Origin of the sequence: Nocardiopsis sp. SBT366 (genome assembly GCF_001083815.1) — a bacterium.
Taxonomy (GTDB): domain Bacteria; phylum Actinomycetota; class Actinomycetes; order Streptosporangiales; family Streptosporangiaceae; genus Nocardiopsis; species Nocardiopsis prasina.
The window spans coordinates 21,615-38,068 of record NZ_LAVM01000002.1; the positions used below are offsets into that span (position 1 = coordinate 21,615).

The following is a 16,454-nucleotide window of genomic DNA, read 5'->3' on the forward strand; positions in this document are numbered from 1 at the left end:
GGCGGGTCGCAACTAGTTTCCCTCGTTGAGGATGGTCTCGATGGACTCGGCGGCGCGGTCGGTGGCCTCCTCCACGGTCGCTTCACCGTTGAGGATGTCCTGCTGCATGCCGACGATGATCCCCTCGGCCTCGACCTGCGACCAGGCGGGGACGGCCGGGGTGCTCTTGCCCGCCTCCAGCAGCTGGACGGCGAACGGCTCGACCAGCGGGTCACCGGATTCGGCGTAGGCCTCGATCTCCGCGACACCCGCCGGGAAGAAGCCGCTCTCCTCGCCCCAGCGGTCGAAGAACTCGCCCTGGGTGAGGAGGTCGACGTACTGCCAGCCGGCTTCCTCGTTTCCGGTGCCCTCGAACACCGACAGCAGGGAGCCTCCGGCGAAGGAGTCGGTGTACCCCTCCTCCTGGCCGGGCAGCACGAACGCGCCGAGCTTGCCCTCGAGGTCCGGGTTGGACTCGATGATGGCCTTCGGGTTGGAGCTGTTGGAGATGGCCATGATGGCGTCCTCGTCGGCGAGGGACTCCATGACGTCGATCTCGTTCCAGTTGACCGCGCCCGTGGTGGACAGGCCGTCCTCCAGGGAGAGGTTGGTGAAGAACTCGACCCCGGCGCGCCCCTCCGGGGAGTTGATGGTGGAGGTCCAGGTGCCGTCGTCCTCCTGGACCGCGACCTCACCGCCGCCGCCCCAGACCCAAGGCATGACCGAGTACTGGGCCTGGCCGGGCACCGGGAAGCCGATCATGCCGTCCTCGGCCTCGGCGAGGTCGGTCGCGGTCTCGCGCAGTTCCTCCCAGGAGGTCGGCTCCTCGTGGCCGTGCTCCTCGAAGATGTCCTTGCGGTAGATGATCGAGCGGATCGACGCGTACCAGGGCACCCCGTAGGCGGCGTCGTCGATGACGCCCATCGAGTACATCTCCTCCTGGAACCGGGAGGGGTCGTCGATGTACCCGGAGAGGTCGTGCAGGGCGCCCGCGTCGGCGAACTCCGGGGTGAAGGTGGTGCCCAGTTCGACGACGTCGGGCACGGTCCCACCCGCGATGGCCGTGGAGATCTTGTTCTGGGCGTCGGCCCAGGGCACGAACTCGACCTGGACGTCGACCCCGGTCTGTTCGGTGTAGGCCTCGTTGACCGCGTCGAAGAAGGCGCTGGCGTCCGGGTTGGTGCCCTCCATGATCCACACCTGGAGGGCGTCGGTGGCTCCGCCGCCGCCGCCACCGCCGCCACACGCTGTCGCCGCAAGCGCCAGGGTCAGTGTGGCTGCGGGGAGGGTGACGTACTTGTGTGCTCGTCTGCGGGCCATCGGCTCGCCTCCCGTTCCTTTCGAGGGTCCCGTGAGGGTTGGTAGGAAACCTACGTAAAGAAGGACGACTTGTGAAGTAAACCACTGCCACTTGTGTCTGACCTGTTAGGCGGGCGGTTCCGGACGGCGATCGCGAGCGGCCCGACGGGCGCGGTCAGTCGCCCAGTCCGGTCACCTGGCGCAGGGTCGACACGAGTTCGGCGCGCTTGTAGACAGCCAGTCCGATGGCGGCGCAGAAGGCGGCGAGCATGTGCACGAACACCATGCGATCGCCCTGGGCGAGGCGCTCGGCCGTCTCCTCCTCGCCGATCGAGTGGGCCTCCCACGCGGTGGATACGGCGAACTCCAGCTCCGGCGGCAGCATCTCCGCGACCGTGCGGGCCACGGCCTCGCGCGAGTCGGCGGGCTTCCACACCACGCCGGTCTCCTGGACGCGGCGGCCGAGGAAGGCCGCGATCACCCTGAGCTCGGACTGGACGTCGTCGACGTCGTCCGCCGCCCGGGGGATGACCCGGTCCAGTTCCTCGCGGTTGTGGTCCACGTAGGCGCTGATCAGCGCGATCGCGGTCTCCCTGACGTGGTCCGGCAGGTCGTGCTCGGGTGTCGGGTCGCTGTGGGGCGCGTTGTCGTCGGAGGACACGGGGTGGGTCCCTTCAAGCTGCTGGGTCTGATGGCTCCATGATGCCGCCTCGGCGCCGTTCCGTTGCGCAGGCCGGGGCCGGGCGCGGGGGTGTCCGCGCAACGCGAACACCCCCGGCTGAGACGGCCGCGACGAAGCGTCCGTCGCGGTGCTGGTCGGCCGATCGGGCGGCCGTCCGTGGGCGTCAGTAGTCCGGGCGCAGCGGCAGGTGAGCGTCGGTGCCGTCCAGCTTCACTCCCAGGATCTGGTGGAGCTGCACCACGTCCCGCTCGAAGCCCAGCACACACCCGGCCATGTAGAGCCGCCACACTCGCGCGGTGCCCTCCCCGACCTCGGCGACGGCCTTCTCCCAGTCGCGTTCGAGGTTGGCGCCCCAGTGGCGCAGGGTCAGGGCGTAGTGCTCGCGCAGGTTCTCCTGGTGGCGTATCTCGAAGCCCGCGTCGTTCATGGCGGTCTGGATCTGGGCGGGGCCCTCCAGCTCGCCGTCGGGGAAGACGTACCTGTTGATGACACCCTTGGTGTTCATGGGTTTGAGGTTGTTTCGGGGACGGGTGATGCAGTGGTTGAGCAGTCGCCCCCCTGGCACCAGCTTGGCGTTGAGCGAGGCGAAGTAGGCGTCCAGGTTCCGGGACCCGATGTGCTCGGTCAGCCCGATGGAGCTGATCCGGTCGAAGCTGCCGTCCGGCACGTCCCGGTAGTCCATGTGGCGGATCTCGGCGAGCCCGGTCAGCCCCTCCTGGGCGATCCTCTTCGCACCCCACTCCGCCTGTTCCTTGGACAGGGTCACGCCGACCGCCCTGACCCCGTGCTCACGCGCGGCGTGGCGCACCATGCCACCCCATCCGCAGCCCACGTCGAGCAACCGCATGCCCTTCTCCAGGCCCAGCTTGCGCGAGACCAGGTCGTACTTGCGGAACTGGGCGCTCTCCAGAGCGCCGTCGAAGGAGCCCACCCGATCCGGGGCACCGTCCTCCTCGTCGAAGACCGCGCAGGTGTAGGTCATCGACGGACCGAGGACCATCTCGTAGAACTCGTTGGAGACGTCGTAGTGGTGGTGGATCACCTCGGCGTCGCGCTGCTTGGAGTGCCGCATCCCCCGCCCCAGCAGGGTTCCCTGACGCATCTCCTGGGGCGGCGGCGCCACCCGGTTCACGAACTTGACCCAGCCCACCGAACCCACGATGGCGAGGAGGTCGCGGGCGGACACGTTGACACCCTCGGCGAAGGTGAAGTCCGCCATGTGTCTGAGCGCCGTGTACAGGTCGCCCTCCAGCTCCAGGTGGCCGGAGACGTAGGCGCGGGTCAGGCCCAGGGCGTTGGGCGACTGGGCCAGGTAGTTGACGGCCACCGGGGTCCGTACGTTCACCGCGACCTCACTGTCGGGGTCCCCCGCGGAGCTGCCGTCATAGGCGGTGAACCGGATGGGCGCGTCGGGTCCGACGACACGCTCGAAGATCTCTGCAAGCCGCATGCTCATGTCCTTTTTCCCTCCCGTACGCGGCCCCTGCCCACAGGTCGCCGCCCGGCGGTGCTGTCGACTGCTCGGCGAATGGGTGACTCAGCCGTTGCGTACGCACTTGGCGTACAGGTCAAGGAGCCGACCCTGGGGGTCGTAGGTCTCCTTGAGGCCCGCGTAGTCGGCGCCGTTGTAGAGCGCCCAGAAGTCGTCCTCCGAGTAGAAGGAGTCCGAGTACAGGGACTTGTGGCCGCCCAACCGGGTGACCTCCTCCTCGACCCTGCGGTTGTGGTGGCCGCGGCGCTGGCCGGGTTCGGTGTCGACCAGACCCCAGAACCCGAAGTTCACGTAGAGGCGGTCGTTCTCCAGGGGGTAGAGCGGCCAGACGTGCTCGTCGTCGGCGAGCCCGGCGCGGCGGGGCTCGCGGAGCCGGAGCGGGCACAACCACATGGGGGTCATGCCGATCTCCGCGTGGTAGAAGTCCAGGAACTCCGCCCCGCGCTCCACTCCGACCTCGATGTCCTGGATGAGGGGTTCCTGTTGCGGGCGGCCCCGGTAGTGGTTCAGGAGCCGGGAGAAGTCGGTGCGCCGGTCCCAGGCCACCAGCCTGCGGTAGACGTCGGAGCGCTTGAGGGAGCGCGGCCAGAACGGTCGCACGAACCGGTTCTGGGTGCCGAAGGCCCGGGAGCACCAGAACCAGTCGGTGTCCCAGCGCCACAGGTAGTCGTGCACGGTGAGGTAGTCGCCGGGGCCCGTGGAGCCGTCCTCCGGGTCGGCGTAGCGCGGGATCGAGCGGTAGTAGACGTCGTTGCCCGTGTAGTCGCCGGTCCAGGGGGCGTGGTCGGTGAAGCGGGCCAACGTCAGGTACAGCTCGTCGGGGCCGAACACCACCCCGTCCACGAAGTCCACGGGCGACCCCTCGTGGGCCACGTCGGCGCAGATCCGGGCGAGGGCGTCCATGGCCGCCGCGGAGTCGTGGAACCGCAGGTGGCGCAGGTGCACGTAGGGGGACACGGGGTCGAGTTCCACGCGCAGGCGCAGGGCGTACCCGAGCGTGCCGTAGGAGTTGGGAAAGCCGTGGAACAGGTCGCTGTGCGCGTTGTCCCGGGTGGCGGTGACGACCTCCCCGGAGCCGGTGAGGATCTCCATCTCCTGGACCGACTCGTGCGGGAGCCCGTTGCGGAAGGAGGAGGACTCGATCCCGAGTCCGGTGACGGCCCCGCCCACGGTGATGGTGCGCAGCTGCGGCACGACCGTGGGCATGAGGCCGTGCGGAAGGGTGGCGGCGACCAGCTCCTCGTAGGTGGTCATGCCGCCGACGTCGGCCAGTCGCTCGACGGGGTCGATGGAGATGACCCCGGAGAAGGCCGAGACGTCCAGTGCGGGGGCGGAGGACTCCTCGCGGAACCGGAACAGGTTGGAGGTCGGTTTGGCCAGCCGCACCGGGGCGCCCTCGGGAAGGGCCCGGTAGTCGCTCCGCAGCCGCTGGACCGCGGCGATGTGTTCCGCCAGCCCCGTACCCGCCGACGGCCCCCGTTGGGACCGGGGGCCGGAGTTGGAGGTCGTACCGGGCTGTTTCGGAGTCATACCGGGTTCCCCTGACTGTTGACGGCGCACAGCTTGGGTCGGCCAGGACCGGTGGTGGCATGCCGCGGCAGGCCGATCCCCTCAGTTCTACCTAGCGGTATCGGTCCACGGCCACCCCATTTCGGTACGTGTCTTACCCACTCTCGGGCACGGACGAAGGGGGTGCCGAAGGCAGGGGAGGGCGCCCTGGCGGCATCGGCCCCCTCCACTCCGCCCTTACCTGCGGTGATATGAGCGTTACGGCGGGGGCCACATAGGATGCGGTTCCATGCGCATCGCTCTCGTTGACTCCGGTATCGGCATGTTGTCCACGGCCGCCGCCCTGCACGCCGCCCGGCCCGACGCGGACCTCGTCCTGTCCATGGACCCGGACCACATGCCGTGGGGCCCCCGGAGCCCGGAACAGGTGATCGACCGGGCCCTGGCCGGTGCCCGCGCCGCCCTGGATGCGGCGGGCTCCCTGGACGCCGTGGTGGTGCCGTGCAACACGGCGTCGGTGCACGGGCTGAACCGGCTGCGCACGGAGCTTGAGCCGGACATTCCGGTGATCGGGACCGTCCCGGCCATCAAACCGGCGGCCGCCGCCGGCACGCCCATCGCGGTGTGGTCCACCGAGGCCACCACCAGCAGCGCCTATCAGAAGCGGCTCGTGGAGACCTTCGCCCGGGACGTGGCCGTGACCCAGGTCGCCTGCAAGGGCCTGGCGGAGGCCGTGGAGTCCGCCGACCCCTCCCTGGTCGGTGACGCGATCGCGTACGCGGCCTCCCTGACGCCACCGGAGGTCAGGGGTGTGGTGCTGGGCTGCACGCACTACGACCTGGTGGGCGAGGAGATCTCCAAGGCGCTGTCCGGCAGGGCCGAGCTGTTCACCGCGGACCGCGCCGTGGCCGCCCAGACACTGCGCAGGATGGGTGTGACCGACGAGGCCGAGGAGGGGACGTCGGAGGCCGCCTCCGCGGACCGGCCGGGGCGAGTCACCGTCCTGGCAAGCGGTCGACCCGCACAGCTCCCCCCGGCGGCCCTGACCTACCCGGCCGGCCGCTCACTCCTGCCCCGCTGACCCCGGCACCAACATCGGCGCCGGGGTGGAGGGCTCAGCCTCCGACCCCGTACCTCACCGCCCCCGCGGCCTCCTGGGGCTCCCGGGCGGGTGGATGGTCCGGAACCTGCGGGTGGTCGTCGACCTGCGGGTGCGCGGGAGCGGGCCGGTGTTCACGCACCGGCGGGTACTCCGGGACCGACGGGCCCTCGACCGCCTGAGGGCGGCTCGGAGCCGCACGCTCCTCCCGCACCGCCGCGTGGTCCGGGAACAGCCGCGGGTCGCCGACCCCCGGGTGGTCCGGAACCGACCGGCGGCCACTCACCAGCGACTGTTCCGGAAGCGACCCGCGATCCGGGACCAACGCGCCCGCGGCCAGAGTGCGGACGAGGTCGCGCACCCCGGCGGTGTCGTTGTCGTGCAGCAGCGTCTCCAGCAGTGACAGGGCGGCGCGCTGGTCGCCCGGCTGCTCGCGGACGTGGCGCCACTGGGGTTCGGTGGCCACGTCGGACAGCATCAGGGTGCGGCCCACCTGCCCCAGCGCGCTCAGCAGCGCGGAGTCGTGCGGCCGCTCCATGAGCGCCACGTTCACCTGCTCCGCCTGCTGCTCGGGGTTGACCTCCTCGGCCTTCTGCGCGCGGAGGAAGTCCAGGATGCCCCCGGAGGGTGCCAGGGGAAGGATGGCCTCCATCCCCCGCACCATCGACCTCACCTCCATCAGGTCGCCGGTGATCTCCTCGGCGCCGCCGAGTTCCCGGATGAGGCGTTCGGCCCGCTGCGCGGAGCACTCGGCGACCCACCGCGCGCCGCGGCCGCTGGCCAACCGGGACGCGGACAGGGCGAGTTCGGCACCACGTCGGGGCGCCCCGACCCGCTCGAAGTATCGGGACCAGGTGGTCACGCGTACGCCCAGGCGCCAGTCGTTGCGGACACTCCCCTGGCAGACCAGGTTCTCCACCGCCTCCACCCACGCCGAACGCAGCTTGGGGTAGGTCTCGGCCTCCTCCACGGTGGGCAGGAGTCCGATGGCCTGGCGGGCGTCGCACAGCCCCAGGCGGGCCAGCCAGGACAGCAGACGGGCGCGCTCGAAGCGGATCATCCGCAGCAGCGCGGCGCGACGCGGGTTGACAGCGGAACCGTCCCCGCCTCTGCCGCCCAGGTCGAGCTCGGCCTCCATCCGGTCCAGGGCGTCCAGGGCGTCGGTGTGCTTGTCCTGGTGACGAAGAGCCCTGACCAGGGTGAAGACACCTTCAGCGCCGAGCACGGCCGGACCGGTGGCGGTGTGGTCGTAGCGACGCAGCTCCGCCTCGGCGCGGTCGGCCTGCCCCTCGTCGATGAGCAGGTGGACGCGGGCCAGGGTGAAGCCGGGCCAGGCCGGGGTGCCCTCCCAACCGGACAGGCGCCGGGCGGAGAGGAGTTCGCGGCGCTGGTCGGTGGTTCCCCTGGCGTCGATGTTGGCGTGGCAGCGGACCAGCGTCTCCAGGGCGGAGACCGGCAGCGGCCCGTACTGGTTCGGCGCGGGCTCGTCCTCGACCACGGCTTTGGCCTGGTCCAGGGCGCGACGCCCCTCCGCCAACGCCCCCACGCGCACGGCGAGCGGCCAGTGCGCCAGGAAGAACAGGGTCGGTGGACCGAACACCCCCGGGACCGAGGCCGGAACGGCCGTGGGTGCGGGGTTGTCGGACTTCGCGGCCTCGGCGACGAGGCGGCGGGCGGTACGCATCGCCGACCTGGCCAGCGCCTCCACCTTGACCGCGTCGCCCGCCTCGCTGAGTACGGGCAGCTCTGTGACGGCTTCGGCGAGTTCGTCCTGCCCGGCGGCGCGGAGTTGGCGTCCGGTCTCCCCCACCCATGTCCACATCGTCATGGTGTCTCCCCCCTGTGCCATGTGCGACAGAACGTAGCAGCGTGGTGACAGAGCTGTCTGGAGAACGCGCAAACCCGCTACTGCTCGGGCGCTCTGGCCCCTCTGCGGCTGGATCACGGCGGATAGACTCGGAGACGGCCAGCGAGCGGCTGGCTGAGGCGGCACGAGGGAGACATGAGCGCCGATGGGATGGCGAGACCGGTTCGGACTCCGCAAGGCCAATCGCAAGGGAAAGGCCCGTTTCGACCGCGCCTCCGAGGATTCGGACATCAAGGCGCTGATCGAGTTCGCCAAGAGCCGGGTGGGGGTGGAGTTCTTCGTGGAGCCCGAAACCTTCGCCACACGGGCCACAGCGGTCGCCGTGGCCACGGACGGGGAGTGGATCCGACGGCGCTGCGGGTCCCCCGAGGTACTCCGCAAGGTGGCGAGCAACCTGGCCAAGCCGGCGTACGACGTACAGATCGTGGGCTATCCCCAGCGCATGCGCGACTGGACCGAGCGGAACAAGCGCGGCCTGTCCATGGACGACTGATCCCCGACCGGTGCGGGCGGAGCATACCTCCCCAAGGTGAGACCGGCCACGTCCACACCCCCTCTGAGCACGTCCGAAACCCGTCACCCGGTCATTTTGGGCATTGATGACGAGTCCTTGCCGCGACTTCCTCGCCGAACGGGTTCCCTAACGACCTCCATCCGTCGCATACTCGCCTGGGAGGGGGGACTCTGATGAAGCAGGATCTCACTGCCTTGTGTTGCGAATGCGGCATGGTTCGCGAGGTGAGCGACCACCAGAGTGTCGGCGAGGCGCAGTCCGCGTACGGGCTGGCCCGCTGTGTGGTCTGGCGCAAGTGCCGCCCATGCGGCTACCGCACCTACCACGCCTACCTGCGAACCGACGAGGAACGCGACGAGCTGGAGGATGCCCTGCGGCTCGACGGCGCACTGGCCGCCGAGGCCCTCGACGAGGAGGTCGAGCAGCTCCGGCTGTGCGGCGTGGAGATCGGTCACGCCCCCGTGCCGGCGATCTGGGACGGCCAGTCCGTCGGCATGGTGACCCAGCGGCTCACCGACCACGCCTACTCGATCGTGCTCGACCCCGAGGCGTCGGTGGTGTCCCGGCTCAAGCTCATCGACATGATGTGGAACGAGCTTCTGGTGGGCGATCACGACGACCGGTGGCAGATCCAGGAGCCGGAGAACGACTCCCCCGGATACGCGGTCCGGCTCTTCGGCTACCGCACACGCGGCTGAACCGGCACGACGCCGGAACAACACGGGCATCGAACGGGCGCGGGGCACGAGGCCCCGGCTCGATCTCGGCGACGGCAGCGGCCGGGCACCCCTGGGGCCCGGCCTCCGTCATGTGGCCCCCGCACCGGTCCTACGGCCGCAGGACCGTCCACGGCGGCGCCGGGCGAGGTCGGTGCGATCAGGCCGCGGACTCGTCCCGTCCCGCCGCGGCCTTCTCGGCCAGACGGCGCAGGGCCGAACGGGCGACCTCGGGGTCGGCCGTGCCCCAGTAGGGCGGCAGTGAGGCCCGCAGGAAACCCCCGTACCCGGCGGTGGCCAGTCTTGGATCCAGGACCGCGATCACCCCCCGGTCGTCGGTGGAGCGCAGGAGGCGACCGGTGCCCTGTGCCAGCAGCAGCGCGGCGTGGGTGGCCGACACCGACAGGAAACCGTTGCCCCCGTGCGCGGAGACGGAGCGCTGGCGTGCCGAGGCCAGCGGGTCGTCGGGGCGAGGGAAGGGGATGCGGTCGACGATCACCAGTTGGAGCGAGGGCCCCGGCACGTCCACGCCCTGCCACAGGGACAGGGTTCCGAACAGGCAGGAGCGTTCCTCCTCGGAGAAGCGGCGGACCAGCTGCCCGGTGGAGTCCTCGCCCTGGCACAGGATGGGCTGGTCCAGGCGCTCGCGCAGCTCGTCGGCGGCCTGCTGCGCGGCGCGCATCGAGGAGAACAGGCCGAGGGCGCGGCCGTCGGAGGCCTCGATGAGCTCGGCGATCTCGTCGAGGTAGGCGTCCGAGAGCCCGTCCCGGCCCGGTTTGGGCAGGTGTCGGGCGACGTAGAGAATGCCGCTGCGGCCGTGGTCGAAGGGCGACCCCACGTCCAGTCCGCGCCAACGGGGCTCCCCGGCTGCCCGGTGCGGACCGTCCTCGTCGGCGTCCTGCGTCGTCTCGACCTCCGGGGTGCCCGGGGTCGGGGCGGACTCGGCCGCGGTTGCTTCGCGGGCGGCCCGTTCGGCGGCCTCCTGGGTGACCTCTCGGCCCAGCCCCCACTGCCGGGCCAGAGCGCCGAAGTCGCCGCCCAGGGTGAGGGTGGCGGAGGTGAGCACCACGGGGCGGTCGCCGAAGAGCTTCTCCCGGAGCAGACCGCCCACGGCGAGCGGAGCGACGTTGAGTGTCGGCGGACGCGCGGGGACCTTGGTGAGCCAGACGATCTCGGTGCGGTCGCGCAGCGGCGGCTCGAAGGACTCCAGGATCCGTTCGGCCGCCTCACGGACCTCGGCGAGAGCGGCCAGGGCCAGACGGCGGTCGGAGGCGGTGTCCGGGTCGAGCTCGCCCGGGGAGGGGCCGATCGCGGCGACGCAGGCGGCGGAGGCGTCACGCGCCGCCGCCACAGCCCCCGCGAGGCCCTCGTCGATGTGGTCCAGGCGCCCCTCGGGCACCTCGGTGAACATCAGGGCCAGCCCGTCCGCGCACTCGCTGAGCCGTTCGCTGATGCCCGGTTCGACCAGGCGGGCGGCGCGCTTGGCGGCGGTGGTGACGCTGCGTTCGGTGAGGCTTCCGGTGGCCACGGAGGTGGCCCGGTCGACGAGTTCGTGCGCCTCGTCGATCATGATCGTGTTGTGCTCGGGCAGGATGTGGTAGCCCTGCGACATGTCGATGGAGAGCATGGCGTGGTTGGTGACCACCACGTCCACGCCGGTGGTGGCCTCGCGGGCGAACTCGGCGAAGCACTCCTGGCCGAAGGAGCACACGCGGGCGCCCATGCACTCGTTCCCGCCCACGGAGACCTGGCGCCAGGCCAGGTCGCTCACGCCTGGCACGAGTTCGTCGCGGTCCCCGGTGAGGGTCTCCTCCGCCCACTCGTGCACTCGGGCGACCTGGCGACCCAGTGAGGAGAGCTGACGGGCGTCGAAGAGCTCGCTGCCCTCGGCCTCCTCGTCCGAGGCGGTCTGCATGCGGTTGCGGCAGAGATAGTTGCGGCGCCCCTTGAGCACCGCGAACGTGGGTTCGCGGTGCAGCAGCGGGGACAGCGCTCGGGCCAGGCGCGGCAGGTCGCGGTCGATCAGCTGGTTCTGGAGCGCGATGGTCGCGGTGGAGACGACCACGGGGGTCCTCGTCGCCATCGCGTGTCTGATCGCTGGCACCAGGTACGCCAGGGACTTGCCGGTGCCGGTACCGGCCTGGACCACCAGGTGTTCGCGTTCTTCGACCGCCTCGGCGACGGCGCCTGCCATGGTCTGCTGACCCTCTCGGCTGCTGCCGCCCAGGGCCTTGACGGCCGCGCCGAGCAGAGTGGGAACGTCGGGGAGATCTGCCACGGATCGACAGTACCCGCCGGTGACGACAGGTTCGGCGTCGTCCACAGGCACGGTTCGCGGCCCGGCCCGGTGGCCGGGCGGCGGACTCCGGGTCAGACCAGGGTGCGGACCAGCGCCTCCAGCTGGTCCATGGACTCTCCCGCGCCGGTCTCCATGCCGGAGGCGAGCATGCCGTCGCGGTCCTCCACGCTCTGGAAGACGGCGGTGGAGGTGTAACGCGTGCCTCCGTCGGCCTCCTCCAGGCGGTGGGTCTCCATCAGGACGTGCCCGGGCATGCCCTCGAACTCGAAGGTCTGGGTGAAGCTCCCGGGCGCGCTCACGTCGTGGATGACGCCGTGGAAGGCGTACTCCTGCCCGTCCGTGTCGCGCTCGACGATCCGCCAGTTCCCCTGGGAGCGGAAGTCGTACCGGTCGATGACGGTCTCGGTGTCCTTGAGGCCCCACCACTTCGGCAGCAGTCCGGGGTCGGTCATGGCACGGAAGACGACGTCACGGGGTGCGTCGAAGGTGCGGGTCATCACGATGTCCTGACGGCCCGGCTCGGCGACGATGCTGAGGTCACTCATGGCTCTGTTCTCCTCCGGTACTGCTCTGCAGCCTGCGTAGTTCCTCGTCCAGGCGGGCGAAGCGCCCCTCCCAGTGGTCCCGGTAGCGGTCCACCCACTCGTTGACCTGCTCCAACGGTGCTGAGTCCAAACGGCAGGGGCGCCGCTGGGCCTCCCGCCCCCGGGTGATGAGTCCGGCCCGTTCCAGGACCTTCAGGTGCCGGGAGACCGCCTGGAGGCTGATGTCGAACGGTTCCGCCAGGGTGTTGACGGTGGCCTCGCCCTCCGCGAGCCGGGCGAGGATCGCCCGACGGGTCGGGTCCGCCAGTGCGGCGAAGGTGAGGCTGAGCGGGTCGTCCGCCATCTGCGCATTCAACCTTTCTGTTAATCAACCAACATGTTGATTATGCGCCCGCAGTATCCCCGGGTCAAGGGCACGCGGGGGCGACGGCCCGCCGTCAGGCGTGCCGCACACCCCTCGGGTCGCTCACCGTGGCTTCGACACCGGCGTCGGCCAGCTCGGAGAGTTCGGCGGCCAGCAACGACCTTGCGGCGTCGCTCAGCCCGGACACCCGTTCCAGGGCCACACTCACCGAGGTCACCCGTGCGTCGTCGATCGCCTCCTCCAACCGGGAGACCACCTGCTCCGCGGCGAGGAAGTCGATCTCGCCCCGCAGCCGCACGTCGAGCCGGCTCCCGTCCCTGGTCACGCTGTGCATCGGGGAGGGCGGTTCCGAGGGAGTCTGGAGCATGTGCAGGTCGTAGTCGTCGGAGAGCCGCTCCAGGGCGGCCACCCCGCGCACGCTGTTGCCCGCGTCGTCCAGCGGCGGGCTGAACACCCCCACACCGAACGCGCCCGGAGCGGCCGCGAGGATGCCGCCGCTCACCCCGCTCTTGGCCGGGATGCCGACCCGTAGCCCCCACTCCCCCGCGTGGTCGTACATGCCGCAGCTGGACATGATCGAGAGGGTGTGCCGCGCGGTGCGCTGGGAGACCACCCGCTCCTCCGTCACCGGGTTGACCCCGCCGACCGCCAGCGTGGCGGCCATGACCGCCAGGTCGCGCACGGTGACGCTGAGGGAGCACTGGCGGAAGTAGTCCTGGACGGCGTCCTCGACCTGCCCCACCAGCACTCCTCCGGCCAGGCTCAGGTACCCGAGGGCACGGTTGCGGTGTCCGGTCTCGGCCTCGGAGCGGAACACGTCCTCGTCCACTTCCAGCTCGCGACCGGCGAAGGACGACAGGACCGACCGGATGCGGTCGAAGCGCCTGTCGGGCTCCGCGCTCTCCACAAGGGAGGTGGTCACGATGGCCCCGGCGTTGATCATGGGGTTCTCGGGACGACCGTGCTCGTCGAGGCTGATCGCGTTGAAGGGCTCACCGCTGGGTTCGGCGCCGACGTGTTCGTGCACCGTGTCCAGCCCGAGCTGCTCCACGGCGATCGCGTACACGAAGGGCTTGGAGATCGACTGGATGGTGAACGGGAGCTCGGACTCCCCCACGCAGTAGGAGCGGCCGTGCGCGCTGACCGCGGCGATCCCGAACAGTCCGGGATCGACACCCGCCAGTTCGGGGATGTAGTCCGCCAACCGACCACCGGTGAGCCCGGCGACCTCCTCGCGGATCTTGTCCAGCACCTGGCTGACGGGGCTGGTCTCGTCGGCGGATTCGTGGTCCATCCGCCCAGTCTAGGAAGGCGGGAGCGCGCACTGTCCCCGGCCACGCGGGTGGTGGCCCGCCCAACAGGCAGGGTGACCCGGAAACGAAGAAACGACCCGGCGAGCGCCTTCACGCGGAAGCAGGGGCGGCCGGGTGCGTGAGCTCCCGCGAGCGCACACCGGGCGACAAGGGGGTCGCCCCCGAAGATGCGACGCGACGACCCGGCGGGGCGGCGAAGTGAGTAGGCGCCCCAGAGGGCGCACAACAAGGGCTCGGGGGTCGCTCCCCCCGAGCCCTCGAAAACAGGAACGGACCGCGGCGAGGAGGACGAAGTCCCCCGAGCAGCAGCCCGTTTCTCGTGGAGCTATGGGGATTCGAACCCCAGACCTCCTCCATGCCATGGAGGCGCGCTACCAACTGCGCCATAGCCCCGTGTGCCTTGCGGCGACGGTCCGATTCTATCGGATGTACGGCGGTGCCGTGAACATATTTCGAGTCACACCGCGGGTGTTCGACGCCGTTCCGAGTTCACCGGGCCTTCAGCCGGGACACCCCCATGTTGGACATGCCCGTTTCCGGGGTACCGGATGGTGGCTTGAGTCTGGAAATCCCCCGAATGAGAGGCTTCCCCCGGATGCGTGTCCGTTTCCTGATCCCGACGGTGCTCACAGCGCTCCTCTTGGCGCTGGGGGCGTTCCCCGTGTCCGCCGCACCTCAGGGCACCCTGTCCCTGACCGAGGGCGAGGACTTCACCTTCGCCTACTCCACCTCCGAACCGCACGCCACCAACTGGATCGGGCTCTACCGCTCGTCCGGCGGCGGGCCCGTGGACGAGGAGTACGTGGCTCCCTCCCTCGTCTGGGAGTACGCGCCCGAGTCCGAAGGGACCGTGCGGCTGTCCGCCGACTCCCTGGAACCCGGCTCCTACACCGCCTTCCTTTTGGCACGTGACGGCTACGCGTGGCTGGCAGAACCGATCGAGGTGCGGCTGTCGGCCGGAGGTCCGATCTCCTTCCCCGTGGAGGAGGCCACGCTGCACAACGCCCGCCAGGGTCAGGCCTACGAGGCGCACTTGGGCGGACTGGTCTCGGGTGCGGGTGCCGAGTTCACGAAGGTGAGCGGGGACGCCTGGGTCGAGGTCGCCGCGGACGGAACCCTCTCAGGCACCCCGCGCGCCTCGGCTCGACGTGAGCCGGGTGTCTCCCGCCCCGACCGCTCCTCGGCGACGGTGACGGTGGAGGCCACCGGCGAGGACGGCTCCTCCGCGCGCCTGGACGCCACCATCCCCGTGCGCCGCCACAACGAGCCGCTGGTCGACGAGTTGGGCGTCATGAGTCTCAACACCTGGCACGGTGGCACGCAGGTCAACGGCTACCACGAGAAGCAGGTGCGCTTCCTGCTGGAGAGCGGCGCCGACGTCGTCGGGCTCCAGGAGACGCAGGGCACGCACGCGGCCCGACTGGCGCAGGCCCTTGGCTGGCACCACTGGCAGGGGTCGGGCAGCCTCGGGGTGATCAGCCGGTACCCGATCGTCGAGGAGTACGGCGAGGTCAACGCCTCCGGCGGCGTGCGGATCGCCTTGGACGGCGAGGAGTCCCAGGTCAACCTGTGGAACGTGCACCTGGGATACACCCCCTACGGTCCCTACGACTTCTGCTTCGACGGCATGGACGTGGACCGGGTCCTGGAGCGTGAGGCGGAGTCGGGTCGCACCCCGCAGATCACCGACACCCTGGCCGCGATGTCCGACCAGGTCGACGCCGCCGACGAGGTACCCGTGCTGCTCGTGGGTGATTTCAACGCGCCCTCGCACCTGGACTGGACCGATGAGCTGAGGGAGAAGAACTGCGGGTACGCGGACGTGCCCTGGCCGACCTCGGTTCTGCCGACGGAGGCCGGGTTCACGGACTCCTACCGCGCGGCCAACCCGGACCCGGTGAGCTCTCCGGGTCTCACCTGGTCACCGCTCTTCCCGTTCCACGAAGGCTCCACCGGCCCCGTGGAACCGCAGGACCGGATCGATTTCGTCTACCACGCGGGTGACCTCACGGTCCGGGAGTCTCACGACCTGGTCGTCGGGGACCCCACACCGGCCCCGGAGCACGCCGACAACGAGTGGACCACGGACCACGCCGCGGTGCTGACCTTCTACTCGCTCACCTCATAGACGCTGCGCCCCTCGCCGGTCCGGGGAGGGGCGCGGCCCCTCCCTTCCGGCATCCGTGAGGGCGGGCGGGACTCCCGGTACCTTGGGACGACGGTGCCAAGACGCTCTGGGGGAGGAGAGTCCGGTGAGCGACGAAGGGAACCCGCACGTCGCCGCCCTGCTCCGTTGGGAGGAGCACGGCGCTCTGTGGCGGGTGGTGGCACGCACCGGCGGCACGGTGACCGTGTCGATGCTCACCTGCGACGGCGGTACCGAGGTGGACCGCGTCACCTCGGACGACCCCGAACTCCTCTCCTTCCTCGGTCAGCGAACCAGCTCCGAAGAGCCGTTCAGCCCCGATCCTCGGCGATCGACCTGATCCCCTCCAACCTGCGGTCCCAGGCGGCGGCGATGCCGCGCAGGTCCCGTCCGACCTCGTCGAGGCGGGCGCCCTCCACCTCGTGAAGGACCGAGCGCCCGCTGCGCCTCGTGCGCACCAGCCCGACCGCGCGCAGGACCTCCAGGTGCTTCACGATCGCCTGCCTGGAGACGGGCAGCTCCCGGGCCAGCTCCGAGGCGGAGGCGGGCTCCCTGCCCAGCCGGACCAGGATGCTCCACCGGGTGTCGTCCCCCAGGGCGGCGAAGACCGGGGGCAGTGCGGTGTCCACG

15 protein-coding genes and 1 tRNA gene are annotated in these 16,454 nt (G+C 70.5%); 5 read left to right on the forward strand and 11 right to left on the reverse strand.

The window, feature by feature from the left end; translation table 11 throughout:
- Window positions 1–12: 12 nt before the first annotated feature.
- From ADX84_RS00875 to ADX84_RS00890, 4 genes are all read right to left on the reverse strand, one after another.
- Entirely contained in the window at window positions 13–1,299 is a 1,287-nt protein-coding gene (locus ADX84_RS00875) for a sugar ABC transporter substrate-binding protein (RefSeq protein WP_049565808.1), read from the reverse strand.
- A gap of 154 nt (window positions 1,300–1,453) precedes the next feature.
- The gene (locus ADX84_RS00880) at window positions 1,454–1,939 is read right to left on the reverse strand and encodes a hypothetical protein (RefSeq protein ID WP_049565813.1); all 486 of its coding nucleotides are present in this window, start codon (window positions 1,937–1,939) and stop codon (window positions 1,454–1,456) included.
- 184 nt (window positions 1,940–2,123) lie between these two features.
- Window positions 2,124–3,410 carry a cyclopropane-fatty-acyl-phospholipid synthase family protein gene (locus ADX84_RS00885; RefSeq protein WP_049566046.1) on the reverse strand — a complete coding sequence of 429 codons (1,287 nt, stop codon included), beginning with the start codon at window positions 3,408–3,410 and terminating at the stop codon, window positions 2,124–2,126.
- Window positions 3,411–3,497: 87 nt separating this feature from the next.
- Window positions 3,498–4,982, reverse strand: coding sequence for an FAD-binding oxidoreductase (locus ADX84_RS00890; RefSeq protein ID WP_049565816.1), 1,485 nt, complete (start codon window positions 4,980–4,982; stop codon window positions 3,498–3,500).
- A 268-nt stretch (window positions 4,983–5,250) separates the two neighbouring features.
- Between ADX84_RS00890 and ADX84_RS00895 the strand changes: the two genes are divergently transcribed.
- The gene (locus ADX84_RS00895; protein ID WP_049565820.1) at window positions 5,251–6,042 is read left to right on the forward strand and encodes a glutamate racemase; all 792 of its coding nucleotides are present in this window, start codon (window positions 5,251–5,253) and stop codon (window positions 6,040–6,042) included.
- Window positions 6,043–6,076: 34 nt separating this feature from the next.
- On the opposite strand, the gene ADX84_RS00900 is transcribed toward ADX84_RS00895, so the two are convergent.
- Complete coding sequence (locus ADX84_RS00900) at window positions 6,077–7,888, reverse strand: hypothetical protein (protein WP_049565823.1); 1,812 nt, start codon at window positions 7,886–7,888, stop codon at window positions 6,077–6,079.
- A 184-nt stretch (window positions 7,889–8,072) separates the two neighbouring features.
- On the opposite strand from ADX84_RS00900, the gene ADX84_RS00905 reads away from it, so the two are divergent.
- Window positions 8,073–8,420 (forward strand): hypothetical protein, encoded by a 348-nt coding sequence (locus ADX84_RS00905; RefSeq protein ID WP_017545249.1) that lies wholly within the window; start codon window positions 8,073–8,075, stop codon window positions 8,418–8,420.
- A gap of 194 nt (window positions 8,421–8,614) precedes the next feature.
- Window positions 8,615–9,139 (forward strand): DUF6315 family protein, encoded by a 525-nt coding sequence (locus ADX84_RS00910; RefSeq protein ID WP_049565828.1) that lies wholly within the window; start codon window positions 8,615–8,617, stop codon window positions 9,137–9,139.
- Between the two features lie 178 nt (window positions 9,140–9,317).
- Here ADX84_RS00910 and ADX84_RS00915 read toward each other — a convergent pair whose 3' ends face one another.
- The 5 genes from ADX84_RS00915 to ADX84_RS00935 all read right to left on the reverse strand — a co-directional run bounded on the left by ADX84_RS00915 (window position 9,318) and on the right by ADX84_RS00935 (window position 14,071).
- On the reverse strand, window positions 9,318–11,435 hold the full coding sequence (locus tag ADX84_RS00915; RefSeq protein ID WP_049566049.1) for an ATP-dependent DNA helicase: 2,118 nt from the start codon (window positions 11,433–11,435) through the stop codon (window positions 9,318–9,320).
- Between the two features lie 92 nt (window positions 11,436–11,527).
- Window positions 11,528–12,001 carry an SRPBCC family protein gene (locus ADX84_RS00920; protein WP_049565831.1) on the reverse strand — a complete coding sequence of 158 codons (474 nt, stop codon included), beginning with the start codon at window positions 11,999–12,001 and terminating at the stop codon, window positions 11,528–11,530.
- The gene (locus ADX84_RS00925) at window positions 11,994–12,344 is read right to left on the reverse strand and encodes a helix-turn-helix transcriptional regulator (RefSeq protein WP_049565834.1); all 351 of its coding nucleotides are present in this window, start codon (window positions 12,342–12,344) and stop codon (window positions 11,994–11,996) included. Before ADX84_RS00925 ends, ADX84_RS00920 begins: the two co-directional genes overlap by 8 nt.
- 94 nt (window positions 12,345–12,438) lie before the next feature.
- Complete coding sequence (gene glsA / locus ADX84_RS00930) at window positions 12,439–13,659, reverse strand: glutaminase A (RefSeq protein WP_049565836.1); 1,221 nt, start codon at window positions 13,657–13,659, stop codon at window positions 12,439–12,441.
- Between the two features lie 339 nt (window positions 13,660–13,998).
- Window positions 13,999–14,071, reverse strand: a tRNA-Ala gene (locus ADX84_RS00935).
- A gap of 202 nt (window positions 14,072–14,273) precedes the next feature.
- Here ADX84_RS00935 and ADX84_RS00940 point away from each other — a divergent pair.
- The gene (locus tag ADX84_RS00940) at window positions 14,274–15,806 is read left to right on the forward strand and encodes an endonuclease/exonuclease/phosphatase family protein (protein WP_049565839.1); all 1,533 of its coding nucleotides are present in this window, start codon (window positions 14,274–14,276) and stop codon (window positions 15,804–15,806) included.
- 124 nt (window positions 15,807–15,930) lie between these two features.
- Window positions 15,931–16,164: a hypothetical protein gene (locus ADX84_RS00945; protein WP_049565842.1), complete on the forward strand. Its 234-nt coding sequence runs from the start codon at window positions 15,931–15,933 to the stop codon at window positions 16,162–16,164.
- Here ADX84_RS00945 and ADX84_RS00950 read toward each other — a convergent pair.
- Window positions 16,136–16,453 (reverse strand): metalloregulator ArsR/SmtB family transcription factor, encoded by a 318-nt coding sequence (locus ADX84_RS00950; protein ID WP_049565845.1) that lies wholly within the window; start codon window positions 16,451–16,453, stop codon window positions 16,136–16,138. The two genes, ADX84_RS00945 and ADX84_RS00950, sit on opposite strands and share 29 nt — an antisense overlap.
- Window position 16,454: the final 1 nt, after the last annotated feature.